Genomic DNA, 20,857 nt, shown 5'->3' on the forward strand with positions numbered 1-20,857 from the left:
GCGAAATATCACCATGAAGAAATTTATATTCAGCGCTGCAATAATATTCAGTATATCTATCCAGCTACTTTTGGCACAGAAAATACCTAATAAAAAAGAGGTTTTAAAGGCATTAAAAGCAACAAATGCTTATTTTATGAATAAGTGGCCTGATGCCGGGAAATCTATTATAACCAACAGGGAGCGGCCAAGCAATATCTGGACAAGAGCCGTGTATTACGAAGGATTGATGAATCTTTATAAAATCCATCCTGAGAAAGAATATTACGATTATGCCGTTCAATGGGGTGAAAAACACAATTGGGGTTTAAGAAATGGCATCACAACAAAAAATGCTGATGATCAGGCCTGTGGGCAGACCTATATCGATCTTTATCTGATTGATAAACAACCAGAACGCATTAAAGACATTAAAGCTTCTATTGATCTGGTAATCAAATCAGGCAAGGTAAACGATTGGACATGGATTGATGCCATCCAAATGGGGATGCCGGTTTTTGCCAGACTGGGTAAATTATATAGCGATACCACTTACTACAATTACATGTACAAAATGTATATGCATTCCAAAAATACTGAAGGTGGTGGTTTGTACAATGCTAAAGATGGCCTTTGGTGGCGCGATAAAGATTTTGTACCCCCTTATAAAGAACCAAATGGCGAGGATTGTTATTGGTCTAGAGGAAACGGATGGGTAGTTGCTGCGCTGGTACGCGTATTAGAAATTATCCCTGAAAATGAAGCTCACCGCAATGAATATTTAAAAACCTATAACGAAATGATTAAAGCTTTGGTGCCGATTCAACGTGCTGACGGTTTCTGGAATGTAAGCTTACACGATGCGACACATTTTGGCGGTAAAGAAACTTCAGGTACTGCTTTGTTTGTATATGGTATGGCCTGGGGTGTAAATCAGGGTATTTTAGATAAAGCTACTTATCTGCCTGTCATCACCAAAGCATGGAACGCCATGACGAAAGATGCTGTTCAAAAAAATGGTTTTATCGGTTTTATGCAAGGGACAGGTAAGGAACCAAAAGATGGACAGCCCGTAAGTTATACTAGTGTACCTGATTTTGAAGATTATGGTTTGGGTTGTTTCTTATTGGCCGGAACTGAGGTTTACAAGCTTAAAAAATAATTAAGATGAATTTCAGAAATCTAGCTGGCTTATCGGTATTGATGTTATTATTATTCTTTCTGCCTAAACAAAATATGGCGCAAAGGATAGGCATTGCCGTTTCTGAAATTAATAGTATTTCATCTTTCCCCATTGTGGATAGAGGAAAAGCAGCCTCTATTTATATCGATGAAAAAGATGCAGAAGTTGTTGGTATCGCTGCCGAAGCGTTTAAAGACGATATTCACTTATTAACCGGAACAATGACTTCGGTTTTGAGAAATAATCCTGTTTTAAGTGCTTACCCCATCATTATTGGTACCATGGGGCATTCGCTTTACATAGATCAATTGGTTAAAACTGGAAAAGTAAACAGAGCCGCTTTATACGGCAAATGGGAAACCTTTTCTATTTCAGTGATTGAAAATCCTTTAAAAGGAGTAAAAAAAGCTTTGGTGATTGCCGGTAGCGATAGGCGGGGAACGGCTTTTGGTGTTTTTCAACTGTCGAGGATGCTTGGTGTATCTCCACTGAGCTGGTGGGCCGATGTGAAACCTGCAACAAAAAAATCGTTATACGTAAAAGCTGGTCGGCCTTTGGTAGAATCGCCTTCAGTTAAATACCGTGGTATTTTTATCAATGATGAAGATTGGGGAATCCAGCCCTGGGCAGCTAAAATGATGGATACCGATGTGAAAGATATCGGCCCAAAAACTTATACTAAAATATTCGAACTGCTACTCAGGCTAAAAGCTAACTACATCTGGCCAGGTATGCATCCTTCAACCAAAGCGTTTTATTATTATGCCAATAATCCCATAATGGCCGATAAATATGCCATTGTTTTAGGTTCGAGTCATTGTGAGCCGATGCTGAGGAACAATGTTTTCGAATGGGCTGAGAATTTCGAGCACGAATATGGTAAAAAACCAGGCGAATGGCGCTACGATCTGAATAAAAATGAAATTGAAAACTATTGGACCGACCGTGTAAAACAGGCAAAAAATTACGAATCGGTTTATACTGTGGGGATGCGCGGTATCCACGATGGCAGCATGCCAGGCCCGAAAGATAAAAATGAAAAAGTGAAATTGTTGGGTGAGGTAATTGCCGATCAACGAACTATTCTCGGTAAGAATATTACTAAACCGGTAAGTTCCATTCCGCAGATTTTTTGCCCTTACAAAGAGGTGCTTTCCTTATACCAGGCCGGATTAAAACTGCCTGATGATGTAACGATTGTTTGGGCTGATGATAACCATGGTTATATCCGTCAGCTTTCGAACCCTGAAGAGCAAAAACGCTCGGGTGGAAGCGGGGTGTATTACCATATTTCTTACTGGGGTGCGCCACAAGATTACCTCTGGCTTTCGTCTATTTCTCCATCGTTGATTTCTTATGAGTTAAGCAAAGCTTACCAGTATAAAGCCGACCGACTTTGGGTTGTAAATGTAGGCGATATTAAACCTGCAGAAATGGAAATGCAGTTTGCCATGGATTTGGCCTGGAATGTAAACCAGTGGAAACCCGAAAACGCAGATCAATATGCTGAAAGCTGGGCTGCAGAGACTTTCGGAGCTGAATTTGCAAAACCCATTGCCGAAATAAAAGCTGTTTATTACCGCTTGGCGCATGCTGCTAAGCCAGAGCATATGGCCAGTGTTAATTTTACCGATGCCCAGGCCGAAGAACGTTTGGCTGCATATCAAAAGATTTATGGTCAGGCCAAAAGTTTAAATAATCAGATGCCAGCACGCTTAAAAGATGCTTATTTTGAATTAATTTTATACCCGGTTGAAGGCGCCATGCTGATGAACCAGAAGATTTTATACGCAAAGAAAAGTCTGGTTTTAGCGGCAAACGGCGATCAATCGGCCTTAACTTATTCGAAAAAATCAAAAGCTGCTTTTGAGCAGATTCAGTTGATTACCAAAAAATACAATGAAGAAATTGCTGGTGGCAAATGGAACGGAATGATGAGCTGGAAGCCACGCGATTTAGCCGTTTTTAAAATGCCAAAAGTGGCCGATTCTGTAGCTGCGAAATCATCAGACATTAGCGCGAAATCTGAAAATAAGATTATTGTAGGTGCGGCTAAATATGCCGAGAAATCAGTGCCGAAGGGACTATCTTTACAAACCCTAAAAGGACTTGGTTTAGGTGGTGATGGTATTTCTCTTTATCCTTTTACTTTTAAGCCATTCGGGGAAACAGCGCTTCAAAATGCCGCCTTTACTATTTACGAAGTTGATTTCAAAACACAAGGCGAACACCAGATCGAAGTGAAATGTTTACCTACCCAGGGCGTTAATAATGGGATTAAAGTGCGTTATGCTGTTTCTGTAAATAACGACAAGCCGCAGGTGATTAATATTTCTCCGGCTTCAGAAAATAATATCTGGAAACAGAATGTATTACAGGGTTACGCTTCAGGCATAACCAAACACCAGATTAATAAAACAGGTAAATCGACTGTGAAAATTTATATGCTCGATCCGGGCTTGGTAATTAACCAGTTGGAAATACAATAAATATGATGAAGAAACTTTTAGCTTTTGCCCTATCCTTAATTTTTATGCTTGCCATCGCCAGGGCGCAAAGCATTGGCGATTATAAATCTGGTTTTAAAAAAACGGGTAATACCATTTCATTTTTAACCACAAAGGGAGAAGTGAAATTGGAGTTCTGTACACCAGAAATCTTCAGGATCAGAACCAGTTGGAACGGAAAATTCGAAGCCAACGAAAACCTGATGGTGATTCATTACAACTGGGCTAATGTAGTAGTTAAAGTTTCGGATAAAAAGGATCATTTCTTGCTTGCTACCTCAAAATTGGTGGTTAAATTATACAAAGCCCCTTTCAGGATTGATGTTTTTGACGCCAAGGGTAAATTGCTGAGCAGCGAAGTGAACGGATCTGTAAATAAAGAAAATACGCAGGTTGGGGTAAGCAAAAAACTGCAGGCCGACGAGCATTTCTTTGGTTTTGGCGAGCGCATGGATTTTATGGATCGCCGCTTTAAAAAAGTAACCTTAAATGTTGGGCGTGGTAAAGGTTTGCCGCATGCCATTGGCGCTTACAATATATTGGAAGCCAATTATTGTCCGGTTCCGTTTTTTATGAGTACAAAAGGCTATGGTATTTTCTTGCATAATTCTTTTGCTACCGAATGGGACATGGGCGCTTCTAAAAAAGATCAGTACAGTTTTAAAGCAGCTGATGGTGAATTGGATTATTATTTCATATATGGGCCAACTTTCCCTGCTATTTTAGATCATTATACAAATATTACTGGCAAATCGCCCATGTTGCCGCAGTTTGCCTTGGGCTTACATGCCGGTACATATAGTGGAGGTACATGGGGTTATGAGGCAAAAAGTTCCGATCATTATGTGGTTGAGCTTGCAAAGAAATACAGGTCGTTAGGTATCCCGGTTGATCTGCTTTGGTTAGATTCTACCTGGCGCTTATTCGGCGAAAATGGAGGTAAAGGTGCAACTTCTTTCGAATGGAGAGAAACCTTTAAAGATCCAAAATTGATGTTCGATAGCATTTACGCCTTGAATTATAAAATGGTTGGATTGCACCTGCGTCCACGGTTTGATAATGCCAAAAAATTAAACCTGTTAGATCAGGCCAGGGCGCAGGGCTATACTTATCCCGAAAACGGTAAACCCGGCGAATTTGTAAACTTTTTTGATGAAAAGGCAACGCAATGGTGGTGGGATAACGGCGTAATGCGCGTAGCAAAATTAGGTGCTAAATTTCTGAAAACGGATGAAGGTAGTGCGTTTGGATCTTTAGCCAACGAAAGTGAGAAGGTTGGCCCAACAGGGAAAGATGCAGAACGTTTGCACAATCTTTTTCCAATAGCTTATGCCAAAGCACCGTTTTTGGAGTTCGAAAAGTTTAATGGTTTTAGGGGATTAAATCAAACCAGAGAGGGTTATTCGGGCATTCAACGTTATCCGTATATTTTTGCAGGCGATTGGCCAAGCGAATGGCAATACTTTGCTCCGGTAATTAAGGCAGGACTAAATGTTGGTCTTTCGGGTGTAGGTTCCTGGGCACATTGTATGGGCGGTTTCGAGCATCAGGCCGATCCGGAGCTGTATATCCGTTGGGTCCAGTTTGGGATGTTCAGCCCGATTGCACTCGTTTTTGGAATGGATCACCCCGGTTATAAAGAACCCTGGAAATATGGTGAAGATGCTTTGCGTAATTTCAAAAAATACGATCTCTTGCGTTACCGTTTATTCCCTTATATGTATACTAGTATGCATCAGCAATACGAAACAGGTTTGCCAATGATGAGGGCCTTAGTGCTCAACCATCAGGATGACGAAAATGTGTACGAAATTGGTGATCAGTATATGTTTGGAGATAACTTAATGGTTGCTCCGGTAACCACCAAAGGTGCCATTACCCGTTCGGTTTATCTACCAGAAGGTACCTGGTTTAACTATTGGACAAATGAAAAATACGAAGGTAAAAGTTATCGCCATGTGGTAGCACCTTTGGATACCATTCCTTTATTTGTTAAGGCAGGAAGTATTATTCCGATGCAGCCAGAAATGGCCTACAGTGGTGAAAAACCTGTTGATGTGATTACGCTTGACGTTTTTCCTTATGGAACTTCTAAATGTGATATGTACGAAGACGATAATTTAAGTGCTGCCTACAAAACAGGAAACTTTGCGTTAACCAAGATCACTTCCTCATTAACAGCGTCGACTTTAACGCTGAAAGTAGCTAAACCAGCAGGTAGTTTTCAGTCTGCTAAGCATAAATATCTGGCTAAAATACATTGGACAGGAAAAGCTGATCCTACAACAGTTTCGGAGAATGGGCAAAAACTAAAAGTTTTAAAAACACCAGATCGTTTAGATAAAACTGAGGGCTGGTTTTATGATACCAAGAATAAAATATTATGGATTAAATCGGCCGGAGATAACAGTGCAGATTTGAGTTTTGTAGTGAATTAATAGTGGGGTAGTTCCTCGGTCTGTGTCCTCACAGACCGAAACTGAACGATTTCAGTTTGAGTATAAAATAAATAATATTAGCGGTTCGTGCGGACACAAACCACGGCGAGGGAAGGACAATCTTTTTTTAATTATTTAACGTAAGGGTCTTCGACTACGCTCAGACTGACAAACATTTTGTTGAGATAATAGAGTATTAATGAGTACATATAAGTTTTAACCCGATTAAATAATAAAATTGATCACATGAAAATTGCATTTAAGATGAAACTTAAACCCGGTTTTGAAACAGAATACAAAAAGCGTCATGATGAGATCTGGCCAGAACTATCCACTTTGTTAAAGGAAAATGGGATCAGCGATTATTCTATCTTTTTAGATGAAGAAACAAACACACTTTTCGCTGTGCAACAACAAAACGGAAGCTCCTCACAAGATTTGGGCAGCACCCAGATTGTGCAAAAATGGTGGGCATACATGGCCGATATTATGGAAACCAATGCCGATAATTCCCCAAAAACATTCCCTTTAGAAATGGTATTCCATTTAGATTAAACTTATGCAATTACAAAGATTCTGTTCTGTTCTGCTGTTAAGCACATTAGCTTTTAGTTTGGCTAAAGCACAAAAGCCTGTTAAAAATACAGGCAATTGGCCTGTTATCGAAAAGCAGATGAAACCCTGGACCCGCTGGTGGTGGATGGGAAATGCTGTAGACGAACAGAACTTGAACCTGGTTTTAAAAAAATACGCAGATGCTGGTCTTGGCGGTGTAGAAATTACGCCAATTTATGGTGCTAAGGGCTTTGAAAAGCAATATTTACAGTTTTTATCGCCAGAGTGGATGAATATACTACACTACACGATAAATAAAGCCAATACTTTAGGCTTGGGTGTAGATATGAACACTGGCACAGGATGGCCATTTGGCGGTCCGCAGATTAAACCAGAGCATGCAGCAACCAAACTGATTACCCAGCAATACACGCTCAAAGGTGGCGAGAAGTTGACTGAAGCCGTTAAGGTTAAAGAAGCCAAACAGGATTTCGCGCAGTTACAGGCTTTAACCGCATATGGTAATAATGGTGAGGTGCTCAACCTGCTTTCTAAAGTTCAGACTGATGGATTTTTAAATTGGTCGCCTGGAAGCGGCAGCTGGGATATTTATGCTGCTTTTGCAGGTAAAACCAGACAAATGGTTAAACGTGCAGCACCTGGCGGCGAAGGTTTTACTTTGGATCACCTCGATAAAAATGCAGTAGATGTTTATCTTAAAAGATTTTCGGACGCTTTTGGAGGTAAACCCCAAGGTGTTCGCTCGTTTTTTAATGATAGTTATGAAGTTTATGGCGCAACATGGACGCCAACTTTTTTTCAGGAATTTAAGAAAAACAGGGGCTATGATCTGGCCACTCATATTAAAGAATTAACTGGTAAAGATTCTACGAATGCAAATATTGCCCGTTTAAAATCTGATTACCGCGAAACCATGGATGAACTTTTGCTCCATAATTTTACGCAAAACTGGAGTAGTTGGGCACATCAGCTTAAATCGGTGACCAAAAACCAGTCGCATGGTTCGCCAGGCAATCTGCTCGATCTTTATGGAGCGGTTGATATTCCTGAAACGGAAACCTTTGGTTCGAGTTATTTCCCTATTCCAGGCCTTAGGCGCGATGCAGGAGATATCCGTAATGTAGATCCCGATCCGATAATGAGCAAATTTGCATCATCTGCAGCACATACAGGCGGCAAAAAACTGGTGTCTTCCGAAACGTTTACCTGGCTAACCGAGCATTTTAAAACATCATTTTCGCAATGTAAACCAGAAGCAGAACAGTTGTTTCTGGCAGGCATAAACCATATCTTTTATCACGGAACCACCAATTCGCCAGCAAATGTTTCCTGGCCGGGATGGCTGTTTTATGCCTCGGTAGAAATGAATCCGAACAACAGTTTATGGCCGCAGGCTCAGGGATTGAATAATTACATCGCCCGTTGTCAATCTATTCTTCAATCAGGAAAGTCAGACAACGAACTTTTAATCTACTGGCCAATATATGATGTATGGAACAAGGCTAAAGGTTTAGATATGGCCTTAAAAGTACATGATGTTGACGAGTGGTTACATCCAACGGCTTTTTATAAATTATCGAAAGCGCTTTCCAAATCGGGTTACTCTTTTGATTTTGCATCCGATCGACTGTTAAAACAATCAACGGTTAACAAGGCATTGATTAGTACTAACACGACTGCTTCGCCGTACAAGGTGTTGATTGTTCCGCAATGCGAAATGATGCGCCCGGAAACGCTGGATCAAATGATTAAATTGGCCGGTAACGGAGCGAAAGTCATTTTTCAGGCATTACCTAAAGATGTTCCGGGTTTAAACAACCTGGAAACCCGCAGGGCACAGCTAAAGGCCACCTTGGCTAAATTGATTTTTACGGATGGCGCAGAGGGTATTAAACAGGTTAAAGTTGGCGCTGGAATAATTTTATTGGCTAACGATGTGCAAAAAGCATTAAGCGCAATCGCCATTAACAGAGAAACTTTAACCGATAGCGGACTACAGTTTATCAGGAGAAAAACAACAACTGGCAGATATTATTATCTGGTAAACCACACGGCTAAAGATATTGATACCGAACTTTCTTTAAACGAAAGGGGGCAGGTTTTAATCATGGATCCGCAAAGCTCGAATGTGGGGTTGGCGGCAGTACGCGATAAAAAAGTTCGTGTACAACTTAAATCTGGAGAGGGTTTGTTTTTAAAGGTTGATCAGAATGGAACAAGCAACTCGCCTTGGGTTTATTTAAACAAAGCTGCGCATTCGATCAATCTTAACCAACCATGGAATTTACATTTTACCGAAGGTGGGCCGGAGCTTCCTGCAGATCAGCAGTTAGCTAAACTGGTAAGCTGGACTACTTTAAACGACCCTAAATTACAGACCTTTTCTGGTACAGGTGTTTATACTTCAAGCTTTACGCTGAGTTCAAAAACGGCTAAAGAGTATGTTTTAAATCTGAATGAGGTAGATGAGAGTGCGCGTGTATGGATCAACGGGCAGGAGGTTGGGATTTTATGGAGTATCCCTTTTCAGGCCCGTGTTGGCAAATATTTAAAAGCAGGGCATAATACCATCAAAATAGAAGTGGTTAATTTGATGGCGAACCGCATCCGTGATATGGATATCAAAAAAGTCCAATGGCGGAATTACCATGAAATCAATTTCGTAAATATTAACTATAAGGATTTTGATGCATCAAACTGGAACGTAATGCCTTCAGGCTTAATCGGCCCGGTAAGCATTACAGCTTTTAATTAATCGTATACCGTCTTTCCTGCGCAGTCGGAAATCTTGCTTTGTACAAATCAATATGCATTTTATCATGAAAAAACTCATTATACTCGCTTTGTTTACGGCCATTGGTACAAATGCCATGGCTCAAAATTATATCATCACAAAATTTGGCGTTGGATCAGATAGCACCAAATTAAACACGAAAGTTATTCAGGCCGTAATAGACAAGGCTTATCAAAAAGGAGGAGGAACGATCGTAATCCCTAAAGGTGTTTATCTTAGCGGAGCACTCTTTTTTAAACCTAAAACGAAACTGCTGCTGCAAGAAGGTGCTGTGCTTAAAGGATCTGATAACATAAAAGATTACCCTTTTATCCCATCGCGTATGGAAGGGAGGAGCCTTAAATACTTTGCTGCATTAATTAATGCGACAAAAGTAGATGGTTTTAGTATTTCAGGCCCAGGTACCATTGATGGAAATGGACTTAAATTCTGGAAAACATTTTGGGCACACCGCGATTCGCTTAAGAAATTAGGAAGGGAATCTACAAACCTGGAGGTGAGCCGTCCGCGGTTACTTTTTATCTGGGGATGTAATAATGTGAATATTAAAGGGGTAAAATTGCGTAATTCTGGATTCTGGACAACCCATTTATACCAATCTAATGATGTATTAATTGAGAATTGCGATATCCGTTCGCCATTTAGGCCCGTAAAAGCACCAAGCACTGATGGTATAGACATTGATTTTTGTAAAAAAGTAACGATCAGGAATTGTTATATCTCGGTAAATGACGATGCCATTTGCATTAAAGGCGGTAAAGGCCCTGATGCACAGAAACGCCCAGAAAATGGTATTGTTGAGGATATTTTAATAGAAAATTGTACCATTGGCGAAGCACATGCTACTTTAACCATGGGAAGCGAGTGTATTCATGCACGCAATATTACCATGCGAAATTGTAAGGTAGAAAATAACTGCCCGATTTTAAAAATGAAAATGCGTGGAGATACTTTTCAGCTTTACGAAAATATTACGGTAGAAAACATTACAGGAAAATGCGGCGCTATTATCGACTTAAATCCCTGGAAACAGTTTTTCGATTTGGCAGGCAGCACTGCAAAACCATTTGGCACAATCAGAAACATCAAGATCTCAAACATTAAAGTAGAAGCAACAAAATTTGGCGAAATGGATGGAAACCCTGAAGATAAGGTATCGGGTTTTCTTTTTAAAGATTTGGGAGTAACTACAAAAACACCTTTTTTGAAAAACAGCTACCAGGATGTTAAAATTGAGAACGTAATGGTAAACGGAGCACCATTGATCGTTAAACCTTAGTGCTGAAGATAACTAATAATTTCAGTCAGCGGGCAACGGTAAATTGTGTAGTACAAGCATTGTGCTCCCCTAAAAATATTTTAGTATTAGGAAATAAGCGGCTTGTGGTTCTTGGCGGTTTTCAGTCCCGCTTTCATTTCAAGTCCTCGCTACGCTTTGGGCTTTACATTACAATCGGGTTTAGGAACAAGGGGTTGTGCACCCTGCAACTTTACAAATGAAATGCTGTTGTAGCCGCTAAGCCGCTGTTGGAGCAATACCCTGCAGCAACGAGGCACGAGGAAGCGAAGCGTATAAGCGGAAAACGGGAAGAAATTTAGCATTTACTATAGGCCTTGCGCTCTAAATGTGAAAGTATTTAGTGTCAACTTTAACCTCGGTCTGTGTCCTCACAGAACGAAAAAATAATATTTAGGTGATCTGTGGAGACACAGACCACGGCAACTTTCATTGCTCGCGCTCGTTTCCAAACGAGTGCGTAAATAACATTACGATTATATCGTTGTAAACGATTGTTTATTTAACGCTTGTTAGAAACGAGCGTTGGCTGAGATTGTGAGTAACCTTCATCCTGGGGCTGTGTCCTCACAGAACGGAAAAAAGAATATTTAGGTGATCTGTGGAGACGCAAACCACGGCAACTTTCATTGCTCGCGCTCGTTTCCAAACGAGTGCGTAAATAACATTACGATTATATCGTTATAAACGATTGTTTATTTAACGCTTGTTAGAAACGAGCGTTGGCTGAGATTGTGAGTAACCTTCATCCTGGGTCTGTGTCCTCACAGAACGGAAAAAAGAATATTTAGGTGATCTGTGGAGACACAGACCACGGAATTGGAGAAAAATACCTTCCTTATTTCCGTGCTTTCCGTGGCAAAAAAGCAAAATGCTACCAATCCAGCTTCAACAAAGCAACACCCTGCCTGGCTAGTTCAATTTCAAAAGCACCAGCTGCGGTATCAAATTTTCTGGGTTTACCAATCATTTTTAGCTGGCCTGCTTTTTCTAATGCTGCAATCTGTTTCGCATCTGGATTTTGAGGTGAACCCATTTTTTTCCATTCCGAATAAGCGTTGCTGTTTTCGGTATCAATGCGATATGCTGTAATAGTTACCATTTTTGCAGGCAATTTATTCAACAAGATGGATACAACATCTTTAGAATCCGTTTTATCCTCATCATGGTAATTCCAAAACATAACAGCAGCAGTTTTCTCTGCTTTGGTGGCCAAAACACCTATGTCTGTTTGTAGTTTTCTGATGCTCGAATCTAAAATAGAGTTTAAATTGTACATGCGGTTACTTATGGCTTCAACACGGTTCCCTTTCATCTGGCCAAACATTCTGAATACATTTAAAACAGGTTTATCCACGCCGTTGGTAGCTAAATCGCGAAAACCCGCAAACCAAGGCTGGTTTTCAAATTCGAACGACCAGGTAACAGCGCCCAATAAGTTGATTTTATATTTATCTGTAAGTTCGTAAAGCCGGGCAAAAGAGGCTGCTGTATAACTCGAATACATGGTGCCGTTTCGGTAGGCATTTTCAGGATTGGTACTCATGCCACAAGCGGCACAGCCTTCAGGATCGGATTCGCCAATAATTACTGGTATGTTTTTTAGCTGAGGGTATTTACTGATAATTTTATAGTTGCCATCAATATTGCGGAGCTGAGCCCTTACATTCATCACAACGGTTCCATTAACCACCCTTGGTGAACCTTTAGCATGAAAAAGTACGGCATCTAAAGGCGATCCAATTTTGCCGGTTACATAATTGGTATCGTTTAAGCAGTGTTTAATAAAGGCATCTAAATACTTGGTGCCACCACCTGTTACATTAGCGCCACCAATTTTTGCTGTGGGTAAAGCCCTTTTAAGTCCATCGGCAGCATAATCGTAAAGTTTAAAGAATTCGGCCTGTGTGCCTTTCCAATAAGCGCCATCTGGCTCGTTCCACACTTCCCAGTACCAGCTTTCTACCTCTGCTTTGCCATAACGTGCTACACTATGTTTCACCCATTCGTAAACCAAATTGCCCCATTTTTTATAATCTTTAGGTGGGTAGGCCCAGCCGGTTAAAATTTCATCATACCGGGCGCCAGGTTTCCATTTGTGTTGATAGGGTTGAGGTTTGGTTGAAAGCGCCTCGGGCATAAAGCCAATTTGAGCCAAAGGTTTCATACCTCTTTTTACGTAGGTATCGAAAATCTGATCAACAATTTTCCAGTCGTAAACCGGATTGCCTTTGGCATCTTCTGTATAGGCATTCGTCGATCCCCATTTTAAAGCTGGTGTACCATCTCCGGAGGTAAGTAAATTGTGCGCACGTACATATACTGGAACGGGACTTAATTTTGAAATCTCGGTCAATAACTTCTGGCCATCTTTCATATAGGTGTAATTTGGCTCATCGTAGCCAAACCAGGCCCAAATGGGTTTCATGGGCGCTATATTCTTGTCGAAATTAACCTCAATATTGGCTTTAGACTGTGCATTTGCCGTATGGATGAAAGCGGTTAAGCTAAAGAGTAGGAGGTAAGCTTTTTTAAATGTTTTCATATCATGTTATTTAATGTCAGTCTGAGGGCTAATTTGTCTCCTCGAAGTGTCGTCATTTCGACCGCAGAGGAGAACCCGAAGGCTCTGCAAAGCAAAATCTTTTAAATTTCATTTCAATAACTTGGTTCAAAAATCTCAAAATCTGTTCGTAGCGTTCAGTAGGGCTCTACGGACTATTAATGGAAAAGAGTCTCCGACTCGTTCTTGTCAGTTGAGTTTGAAACTCAATTTTATAATTAAATCCGTAGAGACGCTGCGCTTAACTCTACGGACAGTTCATGTTATTTAATGTCAGTCTGAGGGCTAATTTGTCTCCCTGAAGTGTCGTCATTTCGACCGCAGTGTCCAAAGGAACTCCTTCGGAGGAGAACCCAAAGGCTCTGCGAAGCAAAATCTTTTAAATTTCATTTCAATAACCTGGTTCAAAGATCTCAAAATCTGTTCGTAGCGTTCAGTAGGGCTCTACGGACTATCAATGGAAAAGAGTCTCCGACTCGTTCTTGTCAGTTGAATTTGAAACTCAATCTTATAATTAACTCCGTAGAGACGCTGCGCTTAACGCTACAGACAGTTCATCGGTTAAGGCTGCTCGTAAATTTCTGCTTCAATAATACTTAAACCACCTTTTAGTTTGGTTTCTGCACGGTCAACACCATCATCGAGTTTTTTACCATTTACCTCTACGCCAATATATGAGTTTTCTTTTTCTTTACCTGAACTCACCAATTGTATAGTCACTGTTTTTCCTTTTGTTGCTTTGCAATTTGCTGTAAAATAACCCAAACTTGGTTTGCTATTGCCTTCAAAAACCACCTTTCCATCAACCAGGATCCTTAATGGATAAATTTTAGTCCTGAAACCATTCAATTTTAAAGACACTGCTGATACTGTACTTTCTTTCGCTAAAGTATATTTAATCCATGCAGTAGCGATTTTTCCATCGTTTACCCAATCGCTCAATTCGTTATCATCAAAACTTAAATTAGCTTTATCGTTATTGGCACCAGCTTCGGCTGACACAATTTTGATCGATTTCCGCGAAACAGTGTATGATGGATCAACTGGTGTTGCCCCTTTGGTTAAGTTTGGTTTTAAGCCATCGCTTGGCAATTGGCCAGATAATCCATTCTCAGTTTTAACTGCTAAAGTTTCAAAAGAAAGGCTGGCAGATTCTAAGCCTTCAGCTTTTGCTGTTAAATTAATTTTTCCAGCAGTGCTTGTTGATCTGATGAGCACTCTGTTTATTCCATTTTCAACTGGCAGGTCTTTAGCTAAAATATAGTTATCGGGTCCCTGGGCCAAACCTCCACGCCATTCGGCTGGTCCATCTAAACTAAATTTGACCATATCTGAAGCCGTAGGGCAACGGTTTCCATTCTCATCTGTTACTTCAATTTGTACCAATACCACATCGGCACCATCAGCCTTAAAACCGCTTGGGTTTTTCATAGCAGTAAGTTTTAATCCTACTGGTTTGCCTGCTGTTTTTAATTGTGTTTCGGCCAGTTTTTTTCCTACTGAAGAATAAGAGATGGCTTTGATTGTTCCTGCCTGATAATTAACGTTTTTAAAAGTGAATAGAAAACCATTACTTTTTTCACCAAAACCAAGCGATTTATTGTTCAAAATCAGCTCTACCTTGTTGCCACTGGCCACCACATATACATTCTTCTTAACGCCGGCCCTGTAGTTCCAGTGCCCGATTAAGTGGATGCCAGTTTTTTTTGCATCAACCCAACCATCCCACATCACTTTGTGCGCAAAAAAGGCATCTTTTGGAATGCGCATCGCATCCACTTCGCCACTTCTGCGGTAGTTTTCTTCCCCGCGGTGGTGGGTGTTCGAATCAGAAAATATAATGTTCACCCCACCAGAACTTACCCTAGTTCCTGTTCCGGGGCGTTCTTCGTAATATTCGTTCCAACGGATTACATCTTCAATGGCAAAAGAATCCTGGTTGCGGTTGTAGTCGCTGGCATCGGCATCTTTGTATTTCGGACCTGCACCATTTACATGGAAGGGAGGGGAGAACTCATCCCAATACTTCCGTAAGGCTTCATCTCTCGAATACTCCATAGACCATACTGGTTTAGTTGCACTTTTATTGATGTACAACATTTCGCCGCCATATTCGGCTTCAGGAATATCGAGCATTTCTCTCGATCCGATAGCTCTGCCGCCATTTGGGTCATAAAGATTTCTAATGTCTTTCATTTCCTGCATGTGCGCTACACTGATCGATTCGTTTCCACACTCGTAAAAAACGATACTCGGGTTGTTGCGGTTGTAAATAATGGCATCCGTCATTACCGCTTTTCGTTGGTCCCAACGGGTGCCCGTTACATCTTTTTCCGAATCTCCGGCAGGCATCGCCTGAATCAAACCTACACGGTCGCAAGATTCTATATCCTGTTTCCAGGGTGTAATGTGCATCCAACGGACTAAATTGGCATTGCTTTCTACCATGAGTTGATTACTGTAATCGCTTAGCCAAGGTGGTACCGATAGGCCTATTGCCGGCCACTCATTACTGCTGCGCTGGGCATAACCCTTCATCATCAATACCCGGTCGTTCAAATAAACCATCCCGTTCTTAAATGCTGTTTTTCTAAATCCGGTTTTGGTTTTCAGCTCATCGATAATCTTGCCCTCAGATTTTAACCTTGAGGTAACGGTATACAGATAACCATAGCCCCAGCTCCAGAAGTTTAAATCTGTTACCAATGCCTGTGCTTTTAAAGTTAAAGTATCGCCCGCTTTGATATGGGCTTCTACGGATTTAAAGATTTTAACAATTTTTCCGTCAAGATCTTTTAGTTCCACTTCATATACCAGTTTCTGATCTGCAGTGCTTTCGTTTTTTACCTGCGATTCGGAAACAATCACAGCCGATTTACCTTTAATATTAAAGTCTTTAGCGTAACAATAGTTACCCGTAGTTTTTAAAGTAGAATAAAGTGGAAGTGTTTGGTATATGTTGCCTGTTACATGCAGGCGTACATTTTTCGATATCCCACCATAATTGGCATTAAAATTTTTATCGTTCCACTGGTAGCCAGAATTGGTTGCCTTTTCTTTGTAGTTCCAGGCATTATCGATCCTAACTGCAATCACATTTTCTTTGTTCTGATTGATTAAGCTACTTATGTCAAACCCAAAGGCCATTACACCGTTTTCATGCCGACCAATAAACTTTCCGTTCAGGTAAAATTCACCGGCCTGCCTGATGCCTTCAAATTCGAGGAATATTTTAGTGCTTTGGCTGGTTTCTGGAATGGTAAAATGTTTGCGGTACCAGGCAATGCCTGTTGATAAATCTTCTATCGACTTTTTAAAGGCTTCATCTTCGTTCCAGGCGTAGGGAAGGGCAATGGCTTTCCACGTTTTGTCGTCAAAATCGCTACCTTCTGCACCAGGTAAATCGCCAACATACAGTTTCCATCCAGGATTAAAGTTGTAGGTTTTTCGTGGGGTAGCTGGTTGTTGGGCCAAAGCGATAAAGGGTAGGAACGCAACCATTAAAAAGAGGTAAATATGCTTCATTATATTTGCTTAGGGGTTTAATTTAATGGATAGGGGGTTATCGCGGTTGCAGCTGATTTCGCCATTGGCGTAATCTAATTCTGCCAGTTGAATCACACTTCTTCTGGTGGTGTAGTTATCGATTCCTTTATTTTCGGGTGTTCGGCCAGGATGGGTAAAGTAATAGATGTAGGCTTTATCTCCATTCACTACCACATCGGCATGGCCGCCCATTACACCATCATCAGTTCCTTTTCCGGGTGCCTGTAAAATGTTTTTAGGCTGTCGTTTCCAGGTAAGGAGATCGGTAGATGAATATATGCCTAAACCGTTCCAGTTGTCGACCACCATCCAATAAGTGTTTTTCCAATAGAAAACTTTCGGACCTTCGCAGCCTTTATCGCCAATCAGTTTTTTACCGCTATCTTCCCAGTTGTATAGATCTTTACTATCGGCATAATAGATCGATTTACCAGCCATTTCATTGTTGTAATACATGCGCCAGCCTTTGTTGTCGGGCAGTTTAAACACACAGGCATCAATGCAACGGTCGGAAGCAAGGTTTAGTTTCGATTCGAATTTCCAGTTGATGAGGTTTTTGCTGGTGAGGTGGACAATATACCTCGGGTGGCGCCAATCTTTAAAAACGCCGGGCACATAGGTTAAATACATGTGGTACAGTCCTTTATTTTCGATTACTTCGGGTGCCCAATGGGTATAATCGGTTAACCGATATTGAATATCGCAGGTATCGCGGTATTTCCATTTTACACCGTCTTTCGATTCGGCAATGCCAATCCTCGTGCCATGCACCCAGCTTACCCCATCTAATTTTTTTTCGTTGGCCCTGCGGTTGGTATAAAACATAAACCATTTTTTTTCGCCTTTATTCCAGATCACGACCGGATCAGCCGCACCATTATAAACAGGATCGCTGTACAATGGCTTGGAAACTAGCGTTGTTTTATTGCTTTTTTGAGCAAAAGCACATATAGAAAACAGTACTAAAAAGGTAAGGAGGAGTTTCTTCATCTCAAATTGATCATTATTGGACAGTTTCTATACCATTGGGATAAAAACGCCATTAATAAAAAGGAAATATTTGGTTAAATAGTTTAAACGAGATTAACGTTTAAAATTGAGAGTGCCATCCTGCTCTATCCTGTAGAGAATGGGTTGCATATGGATAAACAGCTTTTAGCGCTTTTCAAATGCTTGAAAGAATGCTTTATCCGATATAGCGAGGTGGTAACAAAAGTAATACAATTTAACGGAGCCGAATATAAGATGAAAGGAAATAATAATAGAGGTCATGTTATTTATTTTTATTTGGTTTTTTGTACGTTATGATGTACATTTGATTGTACAAATTTTATAAATATGAAAGCAGTGACCATTTCTTCTCTGAGAACAAACATGAAAGGCTATTTCGATGAGGTAAGTGCTACAGAGGACGTTTTGATTGTTCCAAGAAATAATAATGAAGATGATGCTATTGTAGTGATTTCAATTAAAGAATATAATGCACTTACCGAAACTGCACATCTCATGTCAACGGAAGCAAATCGTAAAAGATTAGAAAACTCAATTGAAAGTTTGAAAGTAGGTAAAACTAGGAGATTCTCTTTAGAAGACGGAAAATCGGTTGAGGACTAAGCTATGAATATCGTATTCACTGAAGAAGCTTGGGAAGATTTTGAATATTGGATGGATAACGATGCGGAAGCAGAAAGAAAAATCAGAGAACTGTTGAAGGACATAAAGAGAACTCCGTTTCATGGTTTGGGTAAACCAGAACCATTAAAGCATAATTTAAAGGGCTTTTGGTCGCGGCGGATTACCGGGGAGCATCGTCTGGTTTATCAAATATCGGGTACCAAAGGTAAAGATCAACAATGTGCCGTTATTCAATGCCGGTTTCACTACAATAAATAGTAAATATCCAAACAAAAAAAGAGCAATAAACCCGAAGGTAAATTGCTCTTTTTAAGGCTTAATTTGCTTACCAGCCAGGGTTTTGCATAGCTTGTTTTTGTTCAGGTGTTAATGCTGCGCCCCCGCTCTTAATCACATCTAAGAAACTTTGAGGAATTGGGCGCAGGTAATGTTTGCTTTCTGAAGGTTTTGCCTCATCGTTAAAGGCAGCGGTTCTGGTCACCAATGTTTTGGTACGTGCCAAATCTTCCCAACGCAATAACTCGCCCATTAGCTCTCTCGAGCGTTCGTTTAAGATAAAAGCTGTAAACTTATTTTCTTGTGAGGTTGCACCAATTTTATCATAAAACTCTTTGTTGGAGTTAAATATATCGGCCTCGCTATTTAAGTGCATACCGGTTAGGGTAGTGGCAGTTGTGGCGGTTAGGTTATTCGACTCGAAATAGCTGTTTTTATCAGAGTATGAAACAAATGGCGCTGTGTTTGCAGCAGGGTTGTTTTTATACGACGCACCACCATCTACATACGCTGATCTGTCTTCTCCCTCTTTATACGCAGCGCGGTCTCTAACTTTATTTAGGTATGGAATGGCCTGCGCAAACTGGCCCATTCGTCCGTAAGCTTCAGCCGCAATTAAATAGGTTTCTGCCAAACGGGCTAAAATGCCATCACGTTGACCAAATTGCGAGGCAACAGCATTTCTGGAACCATCCATAAATTTTGATAAAGCAACAAACTGACTTACACCATAATTTCCATGCCCACCCAAATAACTTTGGGGTTGGCCAGCAAAATACCTTATATACATACTTGGTTTACGGCGGCCAATATCGGTGGGAAGTGCAGGGTTTGCATTTGCAACGGCAGGTGTATACCTGGTATCGCCTGCATTATTAACGATATATAAAATAGATTCTTCTCCGCCGGCAAATTTTGCTTTACCTACAAGATCTGGTGTTGGCGCTGTTCCTGCTGTCCAAAGTGGTGCTCCGGCAGGCCTATTACATAAATAACGTGTTTTAAAACTTTTCCAAAACCTCGAGTCGTTTACACGGTCGAAAACGTCGAGGGCATAATCCGTAGATCTTAAACGCTGGAATTCACGATCGCCCGGGATATCACGTTGCATACCGGGTAAATTTTGGTAAATAGAGGGATAATACAAATGTACCTGGTTACCATAACGCCCCTGAGTAGCTGTATTGCCAGAAAATTGTGCGGCTAATATGATTTCTTTGTTGGTTTCGTTCGCGCCATCAATGGTGGTGAAATTCCATAAATCGCTAAAGTTGGTAGCCAGGGTATGTTGACCGCTGTTAATCACCAGGTCGGCATATTTTACTGCATTTTGTAAATCAGCAGTTTTGGTGTCACTATTCCATGCATTGTTTATTTCGCTTGCACGGAATAAATACGCTTTTGCCAAAAAGTGCGCAGCTGCCCATTTGGTAATCCGCCCGGTTTCTGTTACCGTTGCTGGCAAAAAGTTATAAGCCTGTGTAAAATCTTGAATCACTTGCTCATATACCTCTTTTGCACTATTCCTTGTAAATTCTTCCTGAATGAAATCCTGTGCTTCTAACCTCAACGGAACACCACCATATTGTTTTACCAGTTTAAAATAATCGAAAGCACGCATAAAATAACCTTCGCCCAGGCGTGTGTTTTTACTTGTACCCTGATAATACAGTGGCACGTTCTTGATAAGAATATTGGCCGAATTTATGTTTTCGTACATATTATCCCATACACTGGCCACATCCGAATTAAGGGAATTTAAACTTGCGTCGTAAGAGTTCCACATTTGTTCGGTTCTATCTCCACCAACGGTAAATTCATCCACTCCATAGTTAGATGTAGTGTATGCCCAGGTATAATTAAAATGAAATTTTAAACTTTGGTACATGCCTATGGTTAAACCGTCGAGGCCATCAGTTGTGATAAAATCTGCAGTGGTACGGGCATTAACAACTTCTTCATCTAAGAAGCTTTTTTTGCAAGAAGTAGGGAAAATCATTAATCCTCCCAATATTGCAGCACCCGATAATATATTTATAATCTTTTTCATGATCAATTTCTTT

General features: G+C 40.7%; 12 protein-coding genes. 8 read left to right on the forward strand and 4 right to left on the reverse strand.

The genetic code is table 11. From position 1 onward, the window contains the following. The first annotated feature begins 13 nt into the window (after nucleotides 1-13). The 6 genes from AC07VK_RS01030 (at nucleotide 14) to AC07VK_RS01055 (ending at nucleotide 10,756) form a co-directional block, all read left to right on the forward strand. A complete protein-coding gene (locus AC07VK_RS01030) occupies nucleotides 14-1,141 on the forward strand; it encodes a glycoside hydrolase family 88/105 protein (protein WP_492957707.1) in 1,128 nt (375 codons plus the stop codon). Between the two features lie 5 nt (nucleotides 1,142-1,146). Next, nucleotides 1,147-3,651 carry a glycosyl hydrolase 115 family protein gene (locus AC07VK_RS01035; RefSeq protein ID WP_492957709.1) on the forward strand — a complete coding sequence of 835 codons (2,505 nt, stop codon included), beginning with the start codon at nucleotides 1,147-1,149 and terminating at the stop codon, nucleotides 3,649-3,651. Nucleotides 3,652-3,653: 2 nt separating this feature from the next. Beyond that, nucleotides 3,654-6,107, forward strand: coding sequence for a glycoside hydrolase family 31 protein (locus AC07VK_RS01040; RefSeq protein WP_492957711.1), 2,454 nt, complete (start codon nucleotides 3,654-3,656; stop codon nucleotides 6,105-6,107). 246 nt (nucleotides 6,108-6,353) lie between these two features. Beyond that, on the forward strand, nucleotides 6,354-6,662 hold the full coding sequence (gene rhaM, locus AC07VK_RS01045) for an L-rhamnose mutarotase (protein ID WP_055906177.1): 309 nt from the start codon (nucleotides 6,354-6,356) through the stop codon (nucleotides 6,660-6,662). 4 nt (nucleotides 6,663-6,666) lie between these two features. Continuing rightward, nucleotides 6,667-9,438, forward strand: a complete 2,772-nt coding sequence (locus AC07VK_RS01050) for a glycosyl hydrolase (protein ID WP_492957712.1) — start codon at nucleotides 6,667-6,669, stop codon at nucleotides 9,436-9,438. A 64-nt stretch (nucleotides 9,439-9,502) separates the two neighbouring features. Next, nucleotides 9,503-10,756, forward strand: a complete 1,254-nt coding sequence (locus tag AC07VK_RS01055; RefSeq protein ID WP_492957714.1) for a glycoside hydrolase family 28 protein — start codon at nucleotides 9,503-9,505, stop codon at nucleotides 10,754-10,756. Between the two features lie 892 nt (nucleotides 10,757-11,648). On the opposite strand, the gene AC07VK_RS01060 is transcribed toward AC07VK_RS01055, so the two are convergent. From AC07VK_RS01060 to AC07VK_RS01070, 3 genes are all read right to left on the reverse strand, one after another. After that, nucleotides 11,649-13,319, reverse strand: a complete 1,671-nt coding sequence (locus tag AC07VK_RS01060; protein ID WP_492957716.1) for a GH39 family glycosyl hydrolase — start codon at nucleotides 13,317-13,319, stop codon at nucleotides 11,649-11,651. A gap of 579 nt (nucleotides 13,320-13,898) precedes the next feature. Next, nucleotides 13,899-16,862, reverse strand: a complete 2,964-nt coding sequence (locus AC07VK_RS01065; protein ID WP_492957718.1) for a glycoside hydrolase family 2 protein — start codon at nucleotides 16,860-16,862, stop codon at nucleotides 13,899-13,901. Between the two features lie 9 nt (nucleotides 16,863-16,871). Beyond that, nucleotides 16,872-17,873 carry a family 43 glycosylhydrolase gene (locus tag AC07VK_RS01070; RefSeq protein ID WP_492957720.1) on the reverse strand — a complete coding sequence of 334 codons (1,002 nt, stop codon included), beginning with the start codon at nucleotides 17,871-17,873 and terminating at the stop codon, nucleotides 16,872-16,874. Nucleotides 17,874-18,221: 348 nt separating this feature from the next. On the opposite strand from AC07VK_RS01070, the gene AC07VK_RS01075 reads away from it, so the two are divergent. Continuing rightward, nucleotides 18,222-18,497 (forward strand): type II toxin-antitoxin system Phd/YefM family antitoxin, encoded by a 276-nt coding sequence (locus AC07VK_RS01075; RefSeq protein ID WP_057933538.1) that lies wholly within the window; start codon nucleotides 18,222-18,224, stop codon nucleotides 18,495-18,497. Between the two features lie 3 nt (nucleotides 18,498-18,500). Next, nucleotides 18,501-18,776, forward strand: a complete 276-nt coding sequence (locus AC07VK_RS01080; protein ID WP_057933537.1) for a Txe/YoeB family addiction module toxin — start codon at nucleotides 18,501-18,503, stop codon at nucleotides 18,774-18,776. Between the two features lie 67 nt (nucleotides 18,777-18,843). Here AC07VK_RS01080 and AC07VK_RS01085 read toward each other — a convergent pair whose 3' ends face one another. After that, nucleotides 18,844-20,844, reverse strand: a complete 2,001-nt coding sequence (locus AC07VK_RS01085) for a RagB/SusD family nutrient uptake outer membrane protein (RefSeq protein WP_492957722.1) — start codon at nucleotides 20,842-20,844, stop codon at nucleotides 18,844-18,846. Nucleotides 20,845-20,857 lie beyond the last annotated feature (13 nt).

Source organism: Pedobacter sp. GW821-FHT01D05 (assembly GCF_059422505.1).

Bases quoted from the DNA above. Each gene is read 5' to 3' on its own strand.
- rhaM (WP_055906177.1), top strand. From the start codon at position 6,354: ATGAAAATTGCATTTAAGATGAAACTTAAACCCGGTTTTGAAACAGAA.
- AC07VK_RS01055 (WP_492957714.1), top strand. From the start codon at position 9,503: ATGAAAAAACTCATTATACTCGCTTTGTTTACGGCCATTGGTACAAAT.
- AC07VK_RS01080 (WP_057933537.1), top strand. From the start codon at position 18,501: ATGAATATCGTATTCACTGAAGAAGCTTGGGAAGATTTTGAATATTGG.
- AC07VK_RS01060 (WP_492957716.1), bottom strand. From the start codon at position 13,319: ATGAAAACATTTAAAAAAGCTTACCTCCTACTCTTTAGCTTAACCGCT.
- AC07VK_RS01040 (WP_492957711.1), top strand. From the start codon at position 3,654: ATGATGAAGAAACTTTTAGCTTTTGCCCTATCCTTAATTTTTATGCTT.
- AC07VK_RS01065 (WP_492957718.1), bottom strand. From the start codon at position 16,862: ATGAAGCATATTTACCTCTTTTTAATGGTTGCGTTCCTACCCTTTATC.
- AC07VK_RS01050 (WP_492957712.1), top strand. From the start codon at position 6,667: ATGCAATTACAAAGATTCTGTTCTGTTCTGCTGTTAAGCACATTAGCT.
- AC07VK_RS01075 (WP_057933538.1), top strand. From the start codon at position 18,222: ATGAAAGCAGTGACCATTTCTTCTCTGAGAACAAACATGAAAGGCTAT.
- AC07VK_RS01070 (WP_492957720.1), bottom strand. From the start codon at position 17,873: ATGAAGAAACTCCTCCTTACCTTTTTAGTACTGTTTTCTATATGTGCT.
- AC07VK_RS01030 (WP_492957707.1), top strand. From the start codon at position 14: ATGAAGAAATTTATATTCAGCGCTGCAATAATATTCAGTATATCTATC.
- AC07VK_RS01085 (WP_492957722.1), bottom strand. From the start codon at position 20,844: ATGAAAAAGATTATAAATATATTATCGGGTGCTGCAATATTGGGAGGA.
- AC07VK_RS01035 (WP_492957709.1), top strand. From the start codon at position 1,147: ATGAATTTCAGAAATCTAGCTGGCTTATCGGTATTGATGTTATTATTA.